Source organism: Couchioplanes caeruleus, from assembly GCF_023499255.1.
GTDB classification, from domain to species: Bacteria; Actinomycetota; Actinomycetes; order Mycobacteriales; family Micromonosporaceae; genus Actinoplanes; species Actinoplanes caeruleus_A.
Genome location: NZ_CP092183.1, coordinates 4,828,811 through 4,850,977 on the forward strand (window position 1 = coordinate 4,828,811; position 22,167 = coordinate 4,850,977).

At 72.4% G+C, this 22,167-nt stretch carries 23 protein-coding genes; 12 read left to right on the top strand and 11 right to left on the bottom strand.

Translation table 11 applies throughout. The features are described 5' to 3' along the window. Positions 1–91 precede the first annotated feature (91 nt). The 3 genes from COUCH_RS22360 (at position 92) to COUCH_RS22370 (ending at position 1,669) form a co-directional block, all read left to right on the top strand. Positions 92–340, top strand: a complete 249-nt coding sequence (locus COUCH_RS22360) for a hypothetical protein (RefSeq protein ID WP_249607131.1) — start codon at positions 92–94, stop codon at positions 338–340. A gap of 61 nt (positions 341–401) precedes the next feature. After that, a complete protein-coding gene (locus COUCH_RS22365; RefSeq protein ID WP_249607132.1) occupies positions 402–1,523 on the top strand; it encodes an FAD-dependent monooxygenase in 1,122 nt (373 codons plus the stop codon). Next, positions 1,508–1,669 carry a hypothetical protein gene (locus tag COUCH_RS22370; RefSeq protein WP_249607133.1) on the top strand — a complete coding sequence of 54 codons (162 nt, stop codon included), beginning with the start codon at positions 1,508–1,510 and terminating at the stop codon, positions 1,667–1,669. Before COUCH_RS22365 ends, COUCH_RS22370 begins: the two co-directional genes overlap by 16 nt. On the opposite strand, the gene COUCH_RS22375 is transcribed toward COUCH_RS22370, so the two are convergent. Further along, complete coding sequence (locus COUCH_RS22375) at positions 1,653–3,110, bottom strand: alpha/beta hydrolase family protein (protein WP_249607134.1); 1,458 nt, start codon at positions 3,108–3,110, stop codon at positions 1,653–1,655. The genes COUCH_RS22370 and COUCH_RS22375 overlap by 17 nt on opposite strands. A gap of 89 nt (positions 3,111–3,199) precedes the next feature. Here COUCH_RS22375 and COUCH_RS22380 point away from each other — a divergent pair, with 89 nt between their 5' ends. The 4 genes from COUCH_RS22380 (at position 3,200) to COUCH_RS22395 (ending at position 6,354) form a co-directional block, all read left to right on the top strand. Continuing rightward, a complete protein-coding gene (locus tag COUCH_RS22380) occupies positions 3,200–3,736 on the top strand; it encodes a hypothetical protein (RefSeq protein ID WP_249607135.1) in 537 nt (178 codons plus the stop codon). A 36-nt stretch (positions 3,737–3,772) separates the two neighbouring features. After that, on the top strand, positions 3,773–4,558 hold the full coding sequence (locus tag COUCH_RS22385) for an SAM-dependent methyltransferase (RefSeq protein ID WP_249607136.1): 786 nt from the start codon (positions 3,773–3,775) through the stop codon (positions 4,556–4,558). Positions 4,559–4,680: 122 nt separating this feature from the next. Continuing rightward, positions 4,681–5,301, top strand: coding sequence for an SMI1/KNR4 family protein (locus COUCH_RS22390; RefSeq protein ID WP_249607137.1), 621 nt, complete (start codon positions 4,681–4,683; stop codon positions 5,299–5,301). Positions 5,302–5,409: 108 nt separating this feature from the next. Further along, complete coding sequence (locus COUCH_RS22395) at positions 5,410–6,354, top strand: phosphotransferase (protein ID WP_249607138.1); 945 nt, start codon at positions 5,410–5,412, stop codon at positions 6,352–6,354. Between the two features lie 151 nt (positions 6,355–6,505). On the opposite strand, the gene COUCH_RS22400 is transcribed toward COUCH_RS22395, so the two are convergent. Continuing rightward, on the bottom strand, positions 6,506–6,754 hold the full coding sequence (locus COUCH_RS22400; RefSeq protein WP_249607139.1) for a hypothetical protein: 249 nt from the start codon (positions 6,752–6,754) through the stop codon (positions 6,506–6,508). Here COUCH_RS22400 and COUCH_RS22405 point away from each other — a divergent pair. Next, positions 6,754–7,119 (top strand): DUF4262 domain-containing protein, encoded by a 366-nt coding sequence (locus tag COUCH_RS22405; protein ID WP_249607140.1) that lies wholly within the window; start codon positions 6,754–6,756, stop codon positions 7,117–7,119. The two genes, COUCH_RS22400 and COUCH_RS22405, sit on opposite strands and share 1 nt — an antisense overlap. 138 nt (positions 7,120–7,257) lie before the next feature. Here the strand turns inward: COUCH_RS22405 and COUCH_RS22410 are convergent, their stop codons facing one another. Next, positions 7,258–7,725 carry a MarR family winged helix-turn-helix transcriptional regulator gene (locus tag COUCH_RS22410; RefSeq protein ID WP_249607141.1) on the bottom strand — a complete coding sequence of 156 codons (468 nt, stop codon included), beginning with the start codon at positions 7,723–7,725 and terminating at the stop codon, positions 7,258–7,260. Positions 7,726–7,744: 19 nt separating this feature from the next. On the opposite strand from COUCH_RS22410, the gene COUCH_RS22415 reads away from it, so the two are divergent. Both COUCH_RS22415 and COUCH_RS22420 read left to right on the top strand, forming a co-directional pair. Continuing rightward, on the top strand, positions 7,745–8,185 hold the full coding sequence (locus tag COUCH_RS22415; RefSeq protein ID WP_249607142.1) for a hypothetical protein: 441 nt from the start codon (positions 7,745–7,747) through the stop codon (positions 8,183–8,185). Positions 8,186–8,889: 704 nt separating this feature from the next. Beyond that, positions 8,890–9,567: a VOC family protein gene (locus COUCH_RS22420; protein ID WP_249607143.1), complete on the top strand. Its 678-nt coding sequence runs from the start codon at positions 8,890–8,892 to the stop codon at positions 9,565–9,567. Between the two features lie 4 nt (positions 9,568–9,571). Here COUCH_RS22420 and COUCH_RS22425 read toward each other — a convergent pair whose 3' ends face one another. From COUCH_RS22425 to COUCH_RS22450, 6 genes are read right to left on the bottom strand one after another with little or no spacing between them, the layout of a single operon-like run. Continuing rightward, entirely contained in the window at positions 9,572–9,904 is a 333-nt protein-coding gene (locus tag COUCH_RS22425) for a cupin domain-containing protein (protein WP_249607144.1), read from the bottom strand. An 11-nt stretch (positions 9,905–9,915) separates the two neighbouring features. Next, on the bottom strand, positions 9,916–11,139 hold the full coding sequence (locus COUCH_RS22430; RefSeq protein WP_249607145.1) for an MFS transporter: 1,224 nt from the start codon (positions 11,137–11,139) through the stop codon (positions 9,916–9,918). Between the two features lie 4 nt (positions 11,140–11,143). Next, positions 11,144–11,884 carry a respiratory nitrate reductase subunit gamma gene (gene narI / locus COUCH_RS22435; RefSeq protein WP_249607146.1) on the bottom strand — a complete coding sequence of 247 codons (741 nt, stop codon included), beginning with the start codon at positions 11,882–11,884 and terminating at the stop codon, positions 11,144–11,146. After that, the gene (gene narJ, locus COUCH_RS22440; protein ID WP_249607147.1) at positions 11,881–12,504 is read right to left on the bottom strand and encodes a nitrate reductase molybdenum cofactor assembly chaperone; all 624 of its coding nucleotides are present in this window, start codon (positions 12,502–12,504) and stop codon (positions 11,881–11,883) included. Before narJ ends, narI begins: the two co-directional genes overlap by 4 nt. Continuing rightward, positions 12,501–14,216, bottom strand: a complete 1,716-nt coding sequence (narH, locus tag COUCH_RS22445) for a nitrate reductase subunit beta (RefSeq protein ID WP_249607148.1) — start codon at positions 14,214–14,216, stop codon at positions 12,501–12,503. The genes narJ and narH overlap by 4 nt, the downstream gene beginning before the upstream one ends. Beyond that, positions 14,216–17,875: a nitrate reductase subunit alpha gene (locus tag COUCH_RS22450; RefSeq protein WP_249607149.1), complete on the bottom strand. Its 3,660-nt coding sequence runs from the start codon at positions 17,873–17,875 to the stop codon at positions 14,216–14,218. Before COUCH_RS22450 ends, narH begins: the two co-directional genes overlap by 1 nt. A 142-nt stretch (positions 17,876–18,017) precedes the next feature. On the opposite strand from COUCH_RS22450, the gene COUCH_RS22455 reads away from it, so the two are divergent. Beyond that, on the top strand, positions 18,018–18,653 hold the full coding sequence (locus tag COUCH_RS22455) for a helix-turn-helix transcriptional regulator (protein WP_249607150.1): 636 nt from the start codon (positions 18,018–18,020) through the stop codon (positions 18,651–18,653). A gap of 31 nt (positions 18,654–18,684) precedes the next feature. Further along, entirely contained in the window at positions 18,685–19,167 is a 483-nt protein-coding gene (locus tag COUCH_RS22460; RefSeq protein WP_249607151.1) for a DUF309 domain-containing protein, read from the top strand. Between the two features lie 60 nt (positions 19,168–19,227). Here COUCH_RS22460 and COUCH_RS22465 read toward each other — a convergent pair whose 3' ends face one another. Both COUCH_RS22465 and COUCH_RS22470 read right to left on the bottom strand, forming a co-directional pair. Beyond that, a complete protein-coding gene (locus COUCH_RS22465; protein WP_249607152.1) occupies positions 19,228–20,037 on the bottom strand; it encodes a DUF2382 domain-containing protein in 810 nt (269 codons plus the stop codon). A gap of 131 nt (positions 20,038–20,168) precedes the next feature. Then, complete coding sequence (locus COUCH_RS22470) at positions 20,169–22,157, bottom strand: ATP-binding protein (protein WP_249607153.1); 1,989 nt, start codon at positions 22,155–22,157, stop codon at positions 20,169–20,171. Between the last annotated feature and the right edge of the window lie 10 nt (positions 22,158–22,167).

A 22,167-nucleotide genomic window follows, 5' to 3' on the forward strand; every position in this document is an offset into this window, starting at 1 on the left:
CCATGCTGGGGCACGTGCGCGGCTATCCGTCCCGTCGCGTACGGACGGTTTCCTCCCAGATCTGTGGCGGCGATGGTGAAGGAGTTGGCGGATGGACAGGAACCGCGGTCCGGTGGGGCCGGTGAGCCTCTTCCCCGAGTCCGACTACCGGTTCGGCGCCGGTCCCCTGCGGATGCGCGTCGAGCGGATCGACTGGAACCGCCCGGTGCGGTACGACGACGACAACTGGTACGAGGTCGACGGCGTGGAGGTCACCGCCGACGGCCGCGAGATCGGGCGGCGCCAGGCGCTGGTCCGGGCGCGCAGCCTGTCGAGCCTCCGGCGCAACGTTCGTCCCTGATCGACGGTCATCCGTCCCGTGGTGCTGGCGCGAACCCGTCCGGCCCGCCACGATCGGCGGCATGACCGATCCCGTTCTGATCATCGGCGGCGGCATCGCCGGCCTCGCCCTCGCCCGCGCCCTGCACCGGCACGACATTGCGTTCACGCTCCATGAACGCCGGGAGCACGCGGCGGATGCGGGCCTGGCGATCAATCTGCCGGGCAACGCAATAAGCGCGCTGGGCCGCCTGGGGCTGGGCGACGAGATAGCCGCCGCGGGTCATCCGGTGCCGCGGCGCGAGTACCGCACCGCGACGGGCCGGCTCCTGTTCCAGGTGGACGAGCGGGCCTTCTGGGGCGCGGCCGCTCAGCCGCGCTGTGCCCGCCGCGCCGACCTGCACCGCATGCTGCGCGCCGGGCTGCCCGAGGGGACCGTCCACGAGGGCGCGGGCGTGACCGCGGTCCGGCAGGATCCCGGCGGGGCCGAGGTCGAGCTCGCCGACGGCACCACCGTCCGCGGCAGCCTGGTGGTGGGCGCCGATGGGGTCCGCTCCACCGTGCGCCGGGCGGCGTTCGGCGACGACGGGATCCGTGCCGCCCTGCTCTCGGCCGCGAGCTTCCGGTTCATGGCGCCCAACCCGGGCGTGGACTGCTGGGCCGCGTGGGCCGGCACGCACGGCAACTTCATGCTCATTCCCGTCTCCGACGGCGAGGTGTACGGCTTCGCCACCGCCGCCCGCGGCGGACCGACGGCGCCGGACCCGGCGTGGCTGGCGGAGACGTTCGCCGGGTTCCCGGACCCCGTACGCCAGACGGTCAAGGCCGTGACCACCGACCCGGCCGCGCTGTACCACTCCCCCATCGAGGAGGTCCGGGTCGCCCGCTGGGCGCAGGGGCGGGCGGTGCTGATCGGCGACGCCGCGCACGCCACCGCACCGGTCTGGGCGCAGGGTGCCGCGCTGGCCCTCGAGGACGCCGAGGTGCTGGCCGGCCTGCTCGCCGGGGGCGCCGGCCCGGTGGCGGCCGCCGCCGAGTTCGAGCGGGTACGCCGCCCGCGGGTCACGCACGTGCAGACCCAGACGGACCGGTTCTCCCGGTCCGCGGCACTGCCGGGCTGGCTGCGCGCGGTCACCGCACCGCTGGCCGGGAAGGCGAGCTACCGGGCGGCGTACGGGCCACTGCGGGAGTGGCCGGCCCGGTAGCGCCGGGAGCCGCCGGGCGCTCCAGCCCGACGAACGCCACCGCCATCACCGGGATCGTCACCACGCTCAGCCCGAATCCGCGCACCGAGATCGTCGACACCATCGCGGCGCCGCCGCTGACGGGACGGCTCAGCCCCGGGTCGTGACCGGCGCGGGCGGGCACGGCGGGGCGGTGAAGGCGGAACGTACGCCGACCGTCCAGCGGCAGCCGAACGCCGGGCCGGCGACCGCGCGACGGTCCAGGATCGCGTCCCCGCCCGGGCGGCGGCCGTCGCGGACCCAGTTCACCAGGTCGTCGAAGCCCTGCTGCAGCTCCGGGGCGGTGAAGTCGCAGTGGCCGACGCCGCGCACGGCCCGCGACACGAACAGCCGCGACCGGCCGTTGAGCGCGGCGCGTTTCGCGTACACCTGCTCCATGGAGAACGGCACGAACAGGTCGCCGATGTCGTGCAGGGACAGCACGGGCACGCTCGGCCGGCCGTTGACGCGGGGGATGCCGTCGAGGCCGCGGTCCGCCTCGGCGGTGTGCCGTACGCGCAGCACCCGGGCGTTGAGGCGCCACTCGGCGGGGGTGGGCCACCACCGGTCGGTGCTGCGGTAGATCGTGAAGCGGTTGTCGGTGACGTTGCCGTCCGCGATGCCGCCCGTGCCACCGGAGAGGCCGGGATAGAGGCCGAACAGGAACGGCAGGTCGTTGAGCGGCGCCAGCGAACGCGCCGCGTTCCAGTACGCGAACGCCCCCTCGAAGCCGGGTCGCTCCCCGCCGCTGCGCCGCTCGACCACATCGGACCAGGTGCGGCCCGCGGCGGTCAGGGCCGGCGGGGCGCCCACGGTGACCCCCAGAGCGGGCAGGATCTGCGCCACGCGGGCCCGCCACCGGTCGGGGTAGTCCGCGGGCGGCTGCAGCGGGAAGTCGATCGGCACCCCGGCCAGCGCCGCAGCGGTGACGTCGGCGTCGAGGAAGTAGTCGTACAGCTCTGTGTCGCCGAGGACGCCGCAGTACGGCATGGCGCCCACGAACGCGCGCGGGTGCTTCTCGATCGCCACCGCGGTGACGTGGCCGCCCATGGACGCCCCGGTCATGTACACCGCGCGGGCGGCCCGGCCGGTGACGCGGCGGAACTGGTCGATCAGGGGGTACGAGTCGCGGACGCCCTGACCCACGTCGTACCCGTTGGTGCTGTAGCTGGAGGCGGCCCAGGCGAAGCCGCGGGCGACGTAGTGGGCGCGCAGCGCGGGGTTGTCCACGTACACGGTGGTGCCGGTGCCGCGGTAGCCGTGGGCGTAGACGACCAGCTCGCCGTTCCACCGCAACGGCACCTCGACCCGGTAGGCCGCGCCCTCGCGGATGCCGGTGTACACCCGTGACAGCGGAGCGCCGGACGCGTCCGTGAGCGCCACGAACGGCGAGCCGCCCGGGTCGCAGTCGGGGTCGGCCACCAGGTAGCCGGGCTGGGTCGTGCTCGGCACCGGCGCGTCACACACCGGCGGCGCGGCCGAGGCCGGCGCCGCCTCCGCGGCCGCCACGGTCCCGCACGCCAGCACGGCGGCCAGGAAGACTGCCAGATGTCTCCGGGTCACGGCCATCGCGTTACCTCCCGGTAACATCCAACGATCCGCTTCGACGCCTGTCAAGGTGGACGGTCCGGTGCGGGCGCGCGTGCGAGCATGTCGGCATGCCGTACGGAGTGGTGCTCCTCCCCGATCGCCGGACCCACGACCGGCTCGCGCGGCTGGCGGCCGGGATCGCCGGCCCGGCGCCGCAGCACACGCTCGGCGACCACGCCCCCGCGCACGTGTCCGTGGCGCATTTCGACGCGGACCCGGCCGGCGCCGCCGGGATCGCGGCGCGCACGGCGGCGCACCCGGTGCCGGCGATGAGCGTGAAGATCATCGGCCTGCTGTACGCCGTCGTGCCGCCCGGCGACTACTACGTGCCGCGGGGCGGGGTCTACTTCGGCCTGGAGGTCGTGCGGCGGCCCGGCCTGGACGCGCTGCACACCGAGGTGCTGGGCTGGATCGGCGAGGCCGGCGGGCGCCCGCTGGGCGCCGTCGGGGCCGATTACCGGCCACACGTCACGCTCGGCGTGAGCTCCGGCCGGCCGCTGCTGCCCGAGCCGGCCGAGGTGCCGGCCGGCGAGCTGGACCTGACCCTCGCGTTCGGGGAGCTCGGGCCGTACGGGACGTTCCCGGGGCTGCGGCCGACCGGATGATGGTGTGCGGTGTGGACGGTGGGCTAGCGTGGCACCGTGCCTCCCGAGCTCGACGAGACCGTCCCCCACTCCGCGCGCGTGTACGACTACCTCCTCGGCGGCAAGGACAACTTCGCCGCCGACCGTGAGGCCGCCGCGCAGATCCTGAAGGCCTCGCCGGGCCTGCCCGTGTCGATGCGCGCCAACCGCCGGTTCATGGCGCGCGCCGCCCGCCACCTCGCCGAGCGCGGCATCGACCAGTTCCTCGACATCGGCACCGGCCTGCCGACCAGCCCCAACCTGCACGACGTCGTGCAGCGGGTGCACCCGTCGGCCCGCGTCGTCTACGTGGACAACGACCCGCTCGTGCTGGTGCACGCCCGCGCCCTGCTCACCTCCACGCCCGAGGGGGCCACCGCCTACCTCGACGGCGACCTGCGCGACCCGGCCGCCATCCTTGCCTCGGACGAGGTGACGGGAACGCTCGACCTGAGCCGCCCGGTGGCGCTGAGCCTCATCGCGGTGCTGCAGTTCGTCCCCGACGAGGCCCAGGCCGCCAAGATCATCGACACGCTGCTGGAGCCCCTGCCGTCCGGCAGCGCGCTGGCCATCTCCACGGTCACCGCGCACAACCCGCAGGCCGTCGCGGCCGCGCAGCAGTACACGGCCCGCGGCATCCCCGCCAAGCCGCGCACGGACGAGGAGGTCGAGGCGCTGTTCCGCGGCCTGGAGCTGGTGGACCCCGGGGTGACGCCGGTGCACCGCTGGCACCCGGACGCCGAGGCGGGCGCCGTCTCCGACGCGGACGTGCAGATGAGCGGGGGCGTCGCCGTCAAGCGGTGAGCCACACCCCTTGACGGGCTGAATGGGATGCATCAGAGGCCTTCTGCCTGATCGTAGCGACGTCAAGGGCGCCCTGCGCCCGCTGCGCGGGGTGCGCGGCCCGGCATGCCAGAATGCCGGTCATGCACCCCACCGTCGACGTGTCCTGGGACCTGATCGTGCGCTGGCTCGCCGAGCACCGGGATCCCGAGCTGATCGACATGGAATGGTTCACGACGCCGAGCACCGGGGCTGACATCGATGCCGTGGCCGCTGAGATCGGAGAGCCGCTACCTGACGACCTGGTTGCCTGGTGGCGCCTTGCCGGCGGCAGCCTTGACGCGGAGAGCACCGTCTACCTCCTACCGCCCGGCCAGTTGCCCCTCGGTCCGGCGGACGCGATCAGAGTGCGGGCGAGGTGCCGTGAGCTCATGTACTACGAGGTCAGCCCGGACGCGGACGCGACAGGGCCGGCGGGCGGCGACGCGAAGGTGTTCGGCAGCCGGTTCCTGCCGGTGGCATGGGATCACGGCCACACCAATCTCTTCGTCGATCTTCGACCCGGTCCGCAGCACGGCTGCGTGATGCGGTGGGACGACGAGATGGCCGTCCGCGGCGGCCCGCTGTGGCCGTCCGTGACCGCGATGCTGGCCGACACCGCCCGGGCACTGACCGACGGAACTCCCGCACTGGCCGACCGGGGCGGCTGGGTGGCGGAGCTCGACGAGGAGTTCATGTCCTGGGAACAGGCCGAACCGGCCTGACGGCCGGTCAAACGGCGACGTACGAACGTTGCAGCGGTGGGAATGGTTCGCGGTCGTGCCATGCGATTCGTGTCAAGACGCCCGTGCGGGCTCGGCATACGATGCGGCGTGACGTTCACCCCTCGATCCGCGTGGCACGAAACGCCGGAACCGGTACGTAAGGCCGTCGCTGAGGCGCTCGGCGCCGCGATTGACCGACATGCCGATCTGCACGGCGGTATGTCGCCTGGTCCGGCCGCGAGCCTGTGGCTGGCCGACGGACGACACGTTTTCGTCAAGGCGGTGTCGGCGGAGGTCCGGGCGCACAACCACACGATGATCCTGCAGGAAGCCGCGATTCTGGATGCCCTGCCGAGGTCGGTACCGGCCCCTCGGCGCCTCGCCACCGTCGAATGCGGGCCGTGGGCTGCCCTGGCCACTACCTGGGCCGCCGGTGCGACCGCACCGTCCTGGACAGACGCCTCGATCGAGGCTGTTGCGGACGCATGCCGGACGACGAGCCGACATCGGGCACCCGGCAGCCTGCCGCCCGTCGCCCAGCGCATCTTCGACTTCGACGGCTGGACCCGCCTGGCCGAGATCGGCGCGAACGACGACTGGGAGGCGGCCTACGCAGGGCCGGCGGCCGACGTGGTGGCCGGGTGGGAAAACTGGACAGCCGGTGACGCCCTGGTCCACCGGGACCTGCGTCTCGACAACACGACATTCGACGCCGACCATAGTCCGGCGGTTCTCCTCGACTGGGCCTACGCAGCGGCCGGCGCCGCTTGGATCGACCTTGCCCAACTGGCCGCCGACGTGGTCGCAACCGGACACGTCCTCGGGGTGCAAGCAGCTACGGACCGGGCGTATCAGCTGCTGCGGACGCTGCCACCCGACGCGCCGCGCTTCGTCGTGGGGCCAGCCGGAATGTGGTGCATCCGCGCCGCCACAGTCTCGGACACCTTCAACCCCAGAATCGCCTCCTGGCGGCGCGCGAGGTCAACCGCGTTACGTCCCTTAGTGGCCCGCCTGATCGCCGACTTCCGCGAGGGACACCGGAAGGGAGCGTAACGCCGCCTCATGGCGGCGACGACGATGCCCTCGGCCACCTCCGCAGGCCACCCACTGCCTGAACCGATCCCCACCGGCCAGCGGGCGCGTACGGCGGCAGACATGTGCGTCGGCGTGCCGCGAGCGCCTCGGCGATGAATGGCGACCCTGACTACTTCCGAGCCAGCCGCTCGTTGATTGCCTCAACCGCCTGGTCCCGGGCCGAAGCGTCGCGCGTCCACACCGCTACATCGCGGGCCGACAACACCATCAAATCCAGTGACTGGTCAGTGAACGTGGTCAGCCGCAGCCGGGGCGGCCTGTCGGCTGTGACGCAGACTTCTGCGACATCGTCCAGGGCGAACCGCCGGGTACGCCCCAGCCCCAAAAGAGGAGTGAAGGTTACCGCTTCGTCGGTCAATGCGAGTGTCCCGCCCAGCATTGAGAGCCGCCACCACGGAACACTGGCAACCCACTCGCGTCTACTACCGGCCACGGTGTTCCTCCCGAGTTGTCGTCGCCCACGGTCGACCCCCGGACCTCGTACCCTTCGCATCTACAACTGACGCACCCACATCGGCAGTTCAGCATGGCGCACGGCGATGGCGGCGGCTTCGGGGGTCGGGGACCGCAAGGGGCCGGCCAGTCGGGTGCCGGCTCTTCGTCTTCGGGTATGCATCTCAGGGTGTAAGGGGCGATGTCGGCACGGGCACCGCCGTCGAGGCCCTGCAGATCGTGTGGCCAGACCGGTACCACCGCTGGCCCTGGCAGCCCGGTGCCACGTAGACGACATGCCCGTCCTCGGCCCGCGCCTGTTCCTCTGAGGGAACCTCTATTGCACCGCCACTGGCGGGCTTGGCCAGGGGTCGTGACGGCTGCCGGAGGCGCGCTTTCTCTGCGGCAGACAGGTGTACTGGCGGCGGGTCAAGACGACAGCGTGGGCGGCCCAGTCTGGTCGGCGGTGTTCTGCGCTCGCACCAAACGATCCATGAGCATCAGAAGGGTCTCGACGTCCTCGGCCGGCCAGTCGGCGGTCAACCTCCGCAGCACCCTGTCCTGCCACGCGTGTGCCTGCCGAAGCAGCTCTTCGCCGGCGGCGGTATTCGTGATCACGGCTGCCGCGCCGATCCGGCCCGGCGCACGCCGGACGACGAAACCCTGCTGTTGCGCGCGGGTCACCATCCGGCTGACTCCGGATTGGTCAATTCCCAGCTCTCGGGCCACATCGTTGATGGAGGTGGGACGGCCTTGCTTGCCCAGGGCGTGAACCGCCTCGACAACCATCACATCTCGGCCGCGTTGCGTCTCGGCGCTCAGGCCGGCGCCCGTCCAACGTCGAGACCAGAAGCGTACGAATGCGAACAACGCCTGGCCTCGAACCTCCACGAGCATCCTCCATCACCGCCATCGTATGCACTTCGCATACAGTCGCCGTATGCACAGCGCATACGAAGAGGATGCCATGTTCGAGACCCTGATCAACGCCTGGCACGACGCCGTCAACAACCGCGACCTCGCTGCTGCGGAGGCGACCGTCACCGATCGGGTGGAGGTGTCCGGCCCGCGTGGTGCCCATACGATCAGCGCCCGGGAATTCGCCGACTGGATCATCAGGTCCGGGATACGGCTCCATCCGTTGTCGGCACATCGCGTCGACGACGTCACCACGGTCATCGAACAGGAGGCCACCTGGCCGGATGACGCGGACGCGGACGCGGTGACGACGCCGCCCATTCTGGTGGCCACGATGTTCAAGATCCGCGACGGCGGCCTCTCCACCATCCGCCGCTTCGACTCGCTGCACGACGCTCTACGCGAGGCGGGCAACGAGACACCACAGCCCGGACAATAGTGACTGAACTTGATCCACCGCCGGAACCCACTGTCATCGGCGAAGCAGTGTCCCGGTTCCATCTGCGCCCGTTGGCTTCCGGCCGAGTCAGAACCACGTCCACGGGGCGGGACAGGCGTCACAGGCGACCACGCCGACGGGCACGCCGCGGATGCAGGATAATCTCGATGTCCTCCGGCGCGTTTCTCGGAGTCGCGCTCACATGAGGCTTGGCGCGTGCCTGGCGGAGTGCTGCGGTGACCCGGTCTTCGTCGAGCCGGCCGTGGACTCTTGCCAGGTGCCCGAGGCAGGTGGCGGCAAGAGTCTGCCCCTGGTGGTGCTTGTGGTCGAGCATCGTCAGGTAGAGCTTCTGTCATTCTCTCCAGTCCCCGTCGCCGTACAGCGCGCAGCCCACCATGGCATTCAAAGCGCCGCTGATGTCATCGCGATCCAGTGCGGTGGCCCATGCCTTCCCGCCTCGATCATGGGGAGCGCCGGCCGGCATCTTTTCATCGGCAGATCCGGACACCGGGTCGGCCGGCAGGCGCCACTGTCCGTAGCTGGTCGGAGTGCCGCGTGCTGGCGTCAGCTCGTCGTACCAGGCCTGTCTGCCTGCGGCCGGGCGTGGGCTATCAGCTGCCGGACAGCGCAGGCCGGAAATATGGCGCGCCGCCAGTCGCCCGTGTACGGCCGCCGCCGGTCCGGCGATGTTGTAGGTTCCCGGGATGCAACCGAGGGTCTCCGGCGCCGTGCCGGTGTGTTACGTGAAGAACCTGGAGCTCAGCCGGGACTTCTACGCGCATTTCGGCTACGCCGAGGTGCGCCACGGCGGCGACGGGGACGGCCGGTGGTCGTACGTGCAGAGCGGCGACCAGACCCTGCTGCTGGCCTGTGTGCAGCCGCCGCTGATCCAGGTGGAGCTGCCGCTGCTGATCTACCTGTACGTGGAGGACCTGGCCGCCGTCGGCGAGCGGGTGCGGGCCGCCGGCCTGCCGTGGGAGCTCGTCGGCTATCCCGACCACGCCCCCGGCGGCGAGGCGCGCACCACCGACCCGGACGGCAACGTGGTCCTCGCCGGCCAGCGGGTCGCCGTCGCGCCCGGCGACCGGGCCGAGCCGACCGGTTCCGCCGCCGAATTCTCGCTGATCCAGCAGGCCGCCGAGGCCGTACGCCGCCGCGGCGGAGCGCCGGCCGCCTGCCAGATTGCGCTGGCCGACGGCAGCCCGTGCCCGGAGCCGGCCGAGGTGAAGCTCGCCGACCCGTGGGGCGACACGGTGTGGGGCTGCCTGGTGCACTCCGAGGAGGCGCTGATGCACGCGCGGGCCGCGTTCATCGCCACGGAGGACGGCTACGGCCTCGGTCCCTGGCTGCGCCGCCGGCAGGGGCGCGCGAACCCGGCCTGACCGATCAGGCGGGCTTGGCGACGGTCAGCAGCACCGCCGCGTCCTCCAGGGCCTCGAGGGTGTGCCGGGCGTCCGGCACCACCAGCAGGTCGCCGGGGCCGCCGTCGGCGGAGTGCCCGCCGCCGGCCAGCCGTACCCGGCCGCGCAGCACCTGCAGGGTCGCCTCGCCGGGGCTGTCGTGCTCGTCGAGCTGCCGGCCGGCCAGCAGCACGAGCACGGTCTGCCGCAGCACCCGGTCGCGGCCGCCGACGAGGGTCTGGGCGCTGCGCCCGGACGCCTGCTCGCGGGCGACGGCGAAGTGGTGGTCCAGCAGGGCGGGTAGCGAGAGGGCGTCCACGGTGGCCTCCGTCAGGCGGTGCGGCGGGTGGCCAGGCCGCTCATCTTCACCGCGGTGAAGACGGCTGCGGCCAGGGCCATGTCGGACAACAGCATCAGGCCGATGGCGTAGGAGTGCTCGGCGCCGTACACCCAGCCCATGATCAGCGGCGGGACGAAGCCGCCGAGGCCGCCGGCGGCGCCCACGACGCCGGTGACCGTGCCCACCTTGTCGGCCGGCGCCACCTTGCCGACCAGGGCGAACACCGCGCCGCTGGCGGCGCCGAGCAGCGCGGCCATGCCGAGGAAGCAGATCGTGGCGCCGGGCACGAGGCCCGGCTGGAAGGCCTGCGCCACGGCGAACACCGCCGTGCCGGCGAAACACCAGACGAGCACGGGTACGGGGTGCAGCCGGTCGGCGAGCCACCCGCCGGTGGGCCGGGCGATGACGGCCAGCACCACGAAACCGGCGGTCCGCAGCGCGGCGTCGTCGGGGGCGAGCCCGTACGCGGTGCGCAGGTACGCGGGCAGGTACACGCTGAACGCCACGAAGCCGCCGAAGCCGACGGCGTACAGGAAGCACAGCTGCCAGGTGACCGTCAGGCGGCTGACGCCGAGGGTGCGCGACCACGCCGACCCCGCCGGGGGTTGCCGGCCCGGCGCATCGCGCAGCAGCAGGAACGCCACCACGGCGTAGACCGCGAGCAGGGCGGCGACGAGCAGGAACGGGGTGTTCTTCCCGTACGCGTCGGCCAGCCGTACGGTGCTGAAGTTGGCGATCGCGGTGCCGCCCATGCCGACGCCGAACACGCCGATCGCGAAACCCTTGCGGGCCGGCGGGTACCAGCCGGAGACCAGCGGCACCCCGACGGCGAACGCGGTGCCGCCGATGCCGAGGAAGAAGCCGGTCGTGATCAGGGCCGCGTACGACGAGACCGCCGTGAGCGTCAGCACCGGCACGATCGTCACGATGCTGACCAGCGGGAACATGACCCGCGCGCCGTAGCGGTCGGTGAGCGCGCCGACCGGGATGCGCCCGAGCGAACCCACCACGACCGGCACGGCGACCAGCAGCGACTGGGCGGCGAAGCTCAGCCCGAGGCGTTCCTTGACGCCGGGGCCCAGCGGCCCGAGCAGCGCCCAGGCCCAGAAGTTGACCGTGAAACCGATCGTCGCGAGCACGAGGTTGCGGCCGGCCCCGGCGGGGGCCGCCGCCTCGGCCGGGCTCTGCCGGGTCGTGGCGCCGGTGGCGGCCATGTCCCTACCTCCGGGTGGTCGGTGCGGTGGGCGGGCCCTCCCAGCCGGGCCGGCTCGGGCGCAGGCCGGGCCGGGTGTCGCGGGAGCGGTAGACCACGTACGGGCGGGTGAGGTAGCCGACCGGCGCGCTGAAGGCGTGCACGAGCCGGGTGAACGGCCAGAACGCGAACAGCGCGAACGCCACGATCACGTGCGTCTGGAACGTGGTGGGCACGCCGGCCATCAGGTCCGGGTCGGGCTGCAGGTAGAACAGCGAGCGGAACCACGGCGAGACGGTCTCGCGGTAGTCGTAGCCGTCCCCCGCGACGTTCGCCTTGAGCGTGGCCCAGAGCCCGCAGACGATGACGGCCGCGAGGACCACGTACATCGCTTTGTCGTTCTTCGTGGTCGCGGCGAACACGGGCCCGGTGAGCCGGCGGCGGGCGATGAGGATCGCCATGCCGATCAGCGTGCACAGGCCGGCGACCGTGCCGACGAAGACCGCGGTGAGGTGGTACATGTGCTCGGTGACGCCCACGGCCTCGGTCCACGACTTCGGGATGAGCAGGCCGCCGATGTGCCCGACCAGCACCATGAGCACGCCGAAGTGGAACAGCGGGCTGCCCCAGCGCAGCACGGCGCTCTCGTACAGCTGGGAGGAACGGGTGGTCCAGCCGAACTTGTCGTAGCGGTAGCGCCAGACGAGCCCGCCCACGAGCACGGCGATGGCCAGGTACGGGTAGACGACCCAGAGCAGGACGTTCATCGGCGGCCTCCGGTGGTGTCGACGAGCCCGAACGGTTCCAGCCCGACCAGCTCGGTGGGCGGCCCGGTGCGGGCGAGCGTGGCCACGGCCCGCAGCTCGTCCGGCCCGGGCGGCGGGAGCATCTCCCGCACGGCGGCCACCGCGTGCCGGTAGACCGACTTCTCCCGGGCCAGCGACTCGCCCAGCAGGTCGAGCCCGACGCGGTTGTCGCGCAGCAGCCGCCATCCGCCGTCGTGGAAGGCGGCCAGGTCCAGCACCGCCGGCAGGTGGTCCGGCAGCTCGCCGTCGACCACCTCCAGCCCGGCATGCTTGTACGCCGCGGCGAACAGCACGAGCGCCTCGCCGCGCTTACGGGTGTCGCCGCAGCTGTAGTACGTCAGGTGCAGCGCGCACCGGCGGCGGAAGTCGAACACCTCGACGTACTCGGCGGCGAGCCGGCCCGGGTCGGTGTCGCGCCGGTACGCGGCGACCGGGCGCAGGTGCTCGGCGATGCCGCCGGGGAGCTCGTCCAGCGCCGCGGTCAGCGTGGGCAGCGCCGCGAGGACCGCCTCGTCGGGGTAGCGCAGCAGCAGCGAGGCGGCGCGGGCGGCGACCGCCCGCCAGGTCGGCGACGCGGTCATCGCGGGCCTCCGTCCGTGTCGATCACGCCCGGCCCCTCGGTGGCCCCACCGCCGGCCGTGGCATCCGACCGGGGCGGGAAGAGTCCGGCGGGCCGGCCCTTGCCGTCCCAGTTGAGCAGGTTGACCCGGCGCGGCTCGTCGCCGGGATCGGTGAAGCCGTCGGAGGTCTGCCGCTCGCGCAGCATGTGGAACGTCTCCACCTGCACCGGCGCGGCCGTGCCGGAGGCCTCGCCGAACGGGCCGCTCTGGTACATGCCCGGGCCGCCCTCGAAGTCGAGGCTGCACTCGGTGCCCATCTGCTCGAGCTTGTGGGCGTCCTCCGCGTGCGCGGCCGGGATGACGTACCGCTCGTCGTACTTGGCGATGGCCAGCAACCGGTACATGTCGTCCATCTGCTGCCCGGTGAGCCCCACGGAGGCGGCGATCGTCTCGTCTCGTTCCTCGCCGAGGTTGATCCGGCGCTGGTACGCGCGCATCGCGGCGAGCCGGTTGAGCACCCCGCGCACCGGCGCGGTGTCGCCGGCGGTGAACAGGCCGGCGAGGTACTCCATGGGGATGCGCAGCGCGTCGACGGCACCGAAGAGGTTGTGCGCGTCCTCGCCGTCGTGCCCGGTGTCGCGCAGCACGTCCACGACCGGCGACAGCGGCGGGATGTACCAGACCATCGGCATGGTGCGGTATTCCGGGTGCAGCGGCAGCGCCACCTCGTACTTCATGATGAGGTCCCAGATCGGGGAGCGGCGGGCCGCCTCGATCCAGTCGTCGGGGATGCCGGCCCGGCTCGCGGCGGCCGCCACCTGCGGGTCGTTCGGGTCGAGGAACACCGAGCGCTGGGCGGCGTACAGGTCCTTGTCGTCCTTGACCGACGCCGCCTTCTGCACCGCGTCGGCGTCGTACAGCATCAGGCCGAGGTAGCGCAGCCGGCCCACGCACGTCTCCGAGCAGATGGTGGGCTGGCCGATCTCGATGCGCGGGAAGCAGAACGTGCACTTCTCCGCCTTGCCGGTGCGGTGGTTGAAGTAGATCTTCTTGTACGGGCACCCGGTCACGCACATCCGCCAGCCGCGGCAGCGGTCCTGGTCGACGAGCACGATGCCGTCCTCGGCCCGCTTGTAGATCGCGCCGGACGGGCAGGACGCCGCGCAGGACGGGTTGAGGCAGTGCTCGCAGATGCGCGGCAGGAAGAACAGGAACGACTTCTCGTACTCCTGCTTCACCCGGTCCGACACCTGCTGCAGCACCGGGTCGCCGGCCGCGATCTCGTTGCCGCCGGCGAGCGAGTCGTCCCAGTTCGCCGACCACGTGACCTTGGTGTCCTGGCCGGTGAGCAGCGACTTCGGCCGCGCCACCGGGGTGTCGTCGCCGGCCGGGGCGCTGAGCAGGTGCTCGTAGTCGTACGTCCAGGGCTCGTAGTAGTCCTGCATCGACGGCAGCTTGGGGTTGGCGAAGATGCTGAACAGCTTCTTCACCCGGCCGCCGGCGCGCGGCTTGAGCCGCCCGGTGCGGGTCCGCACCCAGCCGCCCTGCCACTTCTCCTGGTCCTGGTACGTGCGCGGATACCCCTGCCCGGGGCGGGACTCCACGTTGTTGAACCAGACGTACTCCACACCGGAGCGGTTGGTCCACGCCTGCTTGCACGTCACCGAGCAGGTGTGGCAGCCGATGCACTTGTCGAGGTTCATGACCATCGCCATCTGGGCCATCACGCGCATCAGTACTGCACCTCCTGCGACCGGCGGCGGATGACCGTGACCTCGTCGCGCTGGTTGCCGGTGGGACCGAGATAGTTGAAGGCGAACGAGAGCTGGGCGTACCCGCCGATCAGGTGGGTCGGCTTGACCAGCAGGCGGGTCAGGGAGTTGTGGATGCCGCCGCGGCGTCCGGTCCGCTCCGCCTTCGGCACGTCGATGACGCGTTCCTGCGCGTGGTACATGTACACCGTGCCCTCGGGCATCTTGTGGGTCACCACGGCACGGCACACCACGACGCCGTTGCGGTTGACCGCCTCGATCCAGTCGTTGTCACGTACGCCGATCTTGGCCGCATCCGTCTCGCTCATCCACATCGTCGGGCCGCCGCGGGACAGCGTCAGCATGATCAGGTTGTCCTGGTACTCGGAGTGGATCGACCACTTCGAGTGCGGCGTCAGGTAGCGCAGGGTGATCTCGAGCTCGCCGTGTTTCCCGAGCCGGGGTTCGCCGAAGAGCTTGTGCATGTCCAGCGGCGGGCGGAAGATCGGCAGCGCCTCGCCCGCCTCGTGCATCCAGTCGTGGTCGAGGAAGAACTGCTGGCGGCCGGTGAGCGTGTGCCACGGCTTGAGCCGTTCGGTGTTGATGGTGAACGGCGAGTAGCGCCGGCCGCCGTGCTCGCTGCCGGACCACTCCGGGCTGGTGATGACCGGTACGGGCCGCGCCTGGGTGTCGGCGAACGTGATCTGCTTGCCCTCGTGCTCGGCGGCCAGGTCGGCGAGGCGTACGCCGGTGCGTTTCTCCACGTCGTGGAAGCCGGCCGTGGCGACCCGCCCGTTGGTGGTGCCCGACAGCGCGAGGATCGCCTCGCAGGCGTGCACGTCCTTGGCCAGCGCGGGCCGGCCGTCGGCGACGCCGCCGCGCACCGCGCCGTTCTTGCGCTGCAGGTAGCCGATCTCCGGGGTGACGTCCACGGCGACGCCCTTGCCGGTCGTGCCCAGCGTGTCCAGCAGCGGCCCCAGCGCGGCGAGCTTCTGGTCGATGACGCCGTAGTCGCGCTCCACCACGATGATCTTCGGCATGGTCCGGCCGGGCACGGGCATCTCGCCGGTCTCGGCCCAGTCGCGCACCACGCCGTGCGGGGTGGCCATGGCGTCCGGGGTGTCGTGCAGCAGCGGCGCGGCGACCACATCCTTGCGGACGCCCAGGTGGTCCTTGGCGAGCGCGGAGAACGCCTTGGCGATGCCGTGGAACGCGTCGAAGTCCGTACGGGTCTGCCACGGCGGGTTGATGGCCGGCGTGAACGCGTGCACGAACGGGTGCATGTCGGTGCTGTTGAGGTCGTGCTTCTCGTACCAGGTCGCCGCCGGCAGCACGATGTCGGAGAACAGCGTCGTCGACGTCATCCGGAAGTCCAGGCTGAGCAGCAGGTCGAGCTTGCCCTCCGGGGCCTGGTCGGGCCACACCACGTCCTTGGGACGCAGCTGCGGTTCGGCCTCCTCGGCGCGCAGGTTGGAATCGGTGCCGAGCAGGTGCCGCAGGAAGTACTCGTTGCCCTTCGCGGACGAGCCGAGCAGGTTGGCCCGCCACACCGTCAGCACCCGCGGCCAGTTCTGCGGGTCGTCCGGATCGGTGCAGGCGAACTGCAGCCGGCCGGCGTGCAGCTCACCGGCCACATAGCTCGCCGGGTCGCCCGAGGCCACGGCCTCGTCGGCCAGGTCGAGCGGGCTGCGGTCGAACGTGGGCATGGACGGCATCCAGCCCAGCCGCGCCGACTGCGCCATCAGGTCCATCGTGTGCTTGCCGCGGAACGCGCCCGTGCCGGTCGGCGACGACACCACGTCCGCCGAGTACGTGTCGTAGCGCCACTGGTCGGTGTGGGTGTACCAGAACGCGGTGCCGATCATCTGGCGCGGCGGGCGTACCCAGTCCAGGCCGCCCGCGAGCTGCGCCCAGCCGGTCACCGGGCGGCACTTCTCCTGCCCCACGTAGTGCGCCCAGCCGCCGCCGTTGACACCCTGGCAGCCGGTCAGCGTGGTGAGCGCGAGGATCGCCCGGTACGTCGTGTCGGAGTGGAACCAGTGGTTCGTGCCCGCCCCGAGCAGGATCATCGACCGGCCGCCGGAGCGCTCCGCGTTGTCGGCGAACTCGCGCGCCACCCGGGCCACCTGCGCCGCCGGCACGCCCGTGATCGGCTCCTGCCACGCCGGCGTGTACGGCACCTCCGGGTCGTCGTAGCCGGCCGGCCACTGCCCCGGCAGGCCGTCGCGGACCACGCCGTACTGGGCCAGCATCAGGTCGAACACGGTGGTGACCAGCTTGCCGCCGACCGTCCGGGTGGGCACGCCGCGGCGCAGCACGCCCGGGGTGTCGGTGTCGAAGCGCGGCAGCGCCACCTCGACCGGGTCGCCGTCGCCGAGGCAGGTCAGCGCTGGCTCGATGTCACCCAGGTCGAGGTTCCACTGGCCCGCCTTCTCGCCCCAGCGGTGCCCCAGCGAGCCGCGCGGCACGGCGGCCGCGTTCGTGGCCGAGTCCCACAGCACGGTGCGGAACGCGGCCTCCTTGTCGCTCTCCCCCAGGTCCTCGGCGGTGAGGAACTTCGCCGGCCGGTGCGCGCCGTCCGGGCCCGGCTCCAGCGTGACGAGGAACGGCAGGTCGGTGAACTTGCGGACGTAGTCCACGAAGCGCGGCGTGCGGCGCGCGACGAAGAACTCCTTGAGGATCACGTGGCCCATGGCCATGGCGAGCGCGCCGTCGGTGCCGGGCTGCGCGGGCATCCACTCGTCGGCGAACTTGACGTTGTCGGCGAAGTCGGGGCTGACCACGATGACCTTCTGCCCGCGGTAGCGGGCCTCGGCCATCCAGTGCGCGTCCGGCGTCCGGGTCACCGGGACGTTCGAACCCCACATCATCAGGTACGAGGCGTCCCACCAGTCACCGGACTCCGGCACGTCGGTCTGGTCGCCGAACACCTGCGGGGACGCGACGGGCAGGTCGGCGTACCAGTCGTAGAAGGACAGCATCGAGCCGCCGATCAGCGACATGAAGCGGGAGCCGACCGCGTGCGAGACCATCGACATCGCCGGGATCGGCGAGAAGCCCGCGACCCGGTCGGGGCCGTACCGCCGGATCGTGTGCACGTGCGCGGCGGCGATCATCTCCTGCGCCTCGTCCCAGGTGACGCGCACCAGGCCGCCCTTGCCGCGGGCCTTCTGGTAGCGCCGGCGCCGCTCCGGGTCGTCCTGGATCTCCGCCCACGCCGCGACCGGGTCGCCGAGGCGCTGCTTGGCCTCGCGGTACATCTCCAGCAGCACGCCGCGCGCGTACGGGTACCGCACCCGCGTCGGCGAATACGTGTACCAGGAGAAGGCGGCGCCACGCGGGCAGCCGCGCGGCTCGTACTCCGGGCGGTCGGGGCCGACGCTGGGATAGTCGACCTGCTGCTGCTCCCACGTGATGATGCCGTCCTTGACGTACACCTTCCACGAGCAGGAGCCGGTGCAGTTCACGCCGTGGGTGGAGCGGACCACCTTGTCGTAGGACCAGCGGTCGCGGTAGAAGGCGTCCGCCTCCCGGCCGCCGATCTGGTACAGGGCACGGCCGTCCGGGGACACCTCGGCCCGCCGTACCAGTCCTCCGAAGCCCAGCAGGGCCCGTCCCGCCGAGCCGGCCGCGTCTGCCATCCGGACACCCTCGTTTCGCCGTTTCCCTGCCTGCAGATCCGATTCGATCAAAGTTTGGTCCCGTACAACGGGCAAAACCCGGGACTAAAGTCCCTATGTCCCTCCTGCAGGGGTGAGGCGACGGCCGATATACCGTCGGGTCATGGCAGTGTCACCCGCGCCGGTCGACCGGGCCGCGATCCTCGATCTGGTACGGACGGCCGGCGGCGTGACCGCGGCGGAGGTGGCCGACCACGCCGGGCTGCCCGTCTCCACCATCCGTGACCACCTCGACGCGCTCGTCGCGGCCGGACTGCTCGCGAAGGCGCGGGCCAGCGGCGGGCTGCCGTACCGGCCGGCGTGGCGGTACCGCGCCGTCACCGACGACCCCACCTCGTCAGCGTACGGCCGGCTGCTCACCGCGGTCCTGGAACACCTCGGCGACGAGGCCGCGGACCGCGCGGTGGCCGACCGGGTGGGGCGGCGCTGGGGCGGCCTGCTCGCCGGCGCCCGCGACGACGACCGGGATCCCGTCGAGGCTCTCGTCGCGGTCCTGGACGCACTGGGCTTCACGCCCCGCGTCGCCGCCGGTGGCGACACCACGGAGGTGTGGCTGCGCAGCTGCCCGTACCTGGGGCTCGTCCGGGACCACCCCGACGCCATGTGCCGCCTGCACGCCGGCGTGATCCGCGGGGCGCTGCACCACAGCGGCGCGGACGACGACGCCGTGCTGGAACCGTTCGCCGCTCCGGAGGGTTGCGTCGTGCGCCTGCGCGCGGCCGGGCCGGACCCCGCCTAGCGTTTCGCGTGCAGCGCAGGAAAGGACACTCATGGACGCCACCGGCTTCACCCGGGACCGCGACGGCGCGGGGCGGGCCAGGAACTCCCGGCCCCGCGACGCGCTGGGCCGGCCGCTGCCGTACGGGCTGCCCGGCGTGCCCACCACGCCCGAGGACGTGGTGCTGAGCCCCGCGGAGGCGCTCGAGGAAGCCCAGCGCCTGCTCGACGAGGGCCGCCCGTTCCACGCCCACGAGGTGCTGGAGGGCGCGTGGAAGCAGGCGCCGGAGCCGGAGCGGGAGCTGTGGCGCGGCCTCGCCCAGCTCGCGGTCGGCGTGACGCACCGCGCGCGGGGCAACGACACGGGCGCGGCCCGGCTGCTGCGGCGGGCGGCCGACCGGATCGCCGCGTACGCCGGCGCCGCCCCGCACGGTATCGACGCGGCGGGCGTGTCGGCCTGGGCGGACGCGCTCGCCGACCGCCTGCAGAGCGGGGACGCGGGCGGGGAGCCACCGGTACGCCTCGCCGCCCGGTGAGCACGGCGGCGCCCCCGTCGCCGCGTCTGCGGGCGGGGGCGCCGTCGGGAGTCGGGGGTGTCAGCCGAGGGTGCGGCGGCCCTGCTCGCCGGGGACGTCGGCCTCGATGTGCTCCTTGCGCACCTCGCCGCCGACGGTCTGCTGCTCGGTGACCGTCTGCTTGTTCAGGCGTACGCGCTCGACCGGCACGGCCTCGGTGTCCACGACCGGGCGCTCGGCGTGCAGCGTCACCTCGTGCTCCTCCTCGCTGATGTCCGGGCCGTCCAGCGCCCGGCCGACGTTCGCGTCGGTGATCGGCTCGCGCTCGATGCGGACCTCCTCGTGCGAGACCGGCACGGTGACCTGCTGCTGCTCGGTCACGACGTACTTGCGCAGCCGCGCCCGGCCGACCTGCTCGCGCTCGGTGCCGACGGTCAGCCGCTCCTCGGAACGGGTCATGGCGTCGTCGGTGGTCCGGCCGGAGGTGTCGTGTCCCACCGTGTCCCGCTCCCGCGTGCCGGTGTAGGAGGCGTTCCCGGCCGCGGCGCCGGCCTGGTACGCCCGGTAGCTGTCGTCCCAGTTGACGTTGTAGTAGTCGTACAGCCGGGTCACCTCGTCCTCGGCCAGCGGCTCGTCGTGCGAGGCGTCGATGTTCGGGGCGTCCTTGACCATGGCCTTCTCGAACGGCACGACCAGGCGGTCGCCCTGCAGGTCGGCGTCCTGCAGCGGGATCATCGACTCGTTGAGGCCGAACAGGCCCGTCTTGACGCTCGCCCACGTGGGCTGACCGACGCCGTCGCCCCACACCTGACCGATGCTGCCGATCTTGTCACCGTCGCGGTCGTACACCTCGCGGCCGTACAGCGAATGGATCTGCTCCTGCGCGATCACGGTTCTCTCCTCTCGCTCGTGTGACCCTGAGCTACCCACCGCCCGATGCTCCATGCGGTCCAAAGATCGCTTTTATCCGTGTTGACCAGCAGGTTTGAGCGAGAAACGGGACGGCGGGGAGCAACCGCTCATCACGGACGGTAAGGCAGGCGGACGGTGACGGTCGTGCCCTCCGCCGGCCGGGAGCTCAGCACGATCGTGCCGTGGTGGCGCTCCACCACCGCCCGGCCGAGCGCCAGGCCGAGACCCGCACCGGAGATGCCGGAGTGCCGCGCGTTGCCGGCCCGGTACAGGCGCCGGAACACCCGGGACTGGTCCTCGGCGGGCACCCCGATGCCCGCGTCCGACACCGCCACCACCGCCGCGTCGCTCTCGGCGCTCAGGCGTACCCGGACGGTCGAGTCGTCCGGGCTGAACTTGACGGCGTTGTCGAGCAGGTTCTCCACCACCTGTTCCAGCCGCCGCCGGTCGCCGCTGAACGGGACGCTGTCCGGCGCGTCGACCACGAGCGCGATCCGGTGCTCGCGGGCGGCGGGCAGGGCGGTCTCCACGGCGGCGGCGACCACGGCGGTGAGGTCGATGTCCGCGACGGTCAGGCTCGCGTCGCCGGATTCCAGCGCGGCGAGGTCGAGCAGCTGCTCCACGATCTGGCGCAGCCGTACGTTGTTGCGCTCGACGACGTCCAGCAGCGGGCGGATGTCGCCCACCGGGGTGGCGTCGTCGGACTCCGCGATGAGCTCGGTGTAGGCGCCGATGGAGGTCAGCGGCGTCCGCAGCTCGTGCCCGACCAGGGCGATGTACTCGTCCGTCGCGGCGGCCAGGTGCACGCTGAGGTCCTCGGCGCGGCGCTGCTCGAGATACGCGCCGACGTTGCCGGCGATGCCGCTGAGCAGGACGGTCAGGGCGGGCTCCGGCTCCTGCGGACAGTACGTGAAGAAGGTGAGTACGCCGGTGACCCGGTCGCCGCTGCGCACCGGCACAGCCCCGGCGGCCCGGTAGTCGGTGTTCTCCCGCACGTCCGGCAGCACCGGGGAACCGGGGGCGTGGATGTCCCGCACCCACACGAGCTCCGCCCTCTCCCAGCACTGGCCGGCAAGCCCCTGCCCGCGCTCGAAGCTCGCCGGCAGGGGCAGCGGCCGTTCGCCCGGTCCCTGGTACGTGGCGGCCGGCCGCAGCCGCGCGGTCATCTGGTCGATCAGCCACAGCCGCACGTACGGCCAGTCGAGACACTCGCCGACGGCCCGCACCACGGCCTCGGCGGCGGTGGCCGTGTCGGAGCCGGCCGCCAGCACCTCGAGCACCCTCGTCTTGCAGTGCTCGTACTGGCGGGACCGGTGGTCACCGGTGACGTCGTGGACGGCGGCGACCGCGCCGAGCACCACGCCGGCGGCATCGCGGACCGGCCGGGCGTTGATGTCCAGCCAGCACGGACGGCCGGCCCGGTCGTGGACGAGCAGGTCGGCATGCCGGACGTCCTCGCCGGCCAGCGCCCGTACCAGCGGCAGCTGGCCGGCGGTGAGCGGAGTGCCGTCGTGGTGGCGCAGCACGAACCGCCGCGGCCAGTCGGCGAGCGGTATCTCGCCGCTGGCGTCGCCGAACAGTTCGCGCAGCACGGGGTTGAGCAGGACGAGCCGGCCGGAGGTGTCGCAGGCCGCCACGCCGACGTCCAGGCTGTGCAGCAGCGCGTCCGCGAAGCCGGCCGGCGCGCCGGCGGCGGGCGGGTCGGACGCCGGCGCGGCGAACGGCGGTGCCGGCGGCGCGCCGGACAGGTACGGGCCCAGCGTTCCCGACAACTGCTGCACGGTGAACGGCTTGGGCACCACCGCCGCGGCACCGGCCGAGCCCAGCCGCGGGTCGCTGGGCGGCAGGTACGCGGTGACCAGCACGACCGGGATCGTGGCGAACTCCGGCGCCTCGCGCAGCATCCGGCACATCTGCAGCCCGTTCAGGTACGGCATGTCGACGTCGGCCACGATCAGGTCCGGGTGGTGCTCGGCCACCGCCGCCAGCCCGGCGCGCCCGTCATCGGCCATCAGCACGTCGTGGCCGAGGCGGCGGACCACCTCGGCGATGGCACGCTGATGGTCCGGGTTGTCCTCGACCACCAGTACCGATGCCATGCCCCCAGGG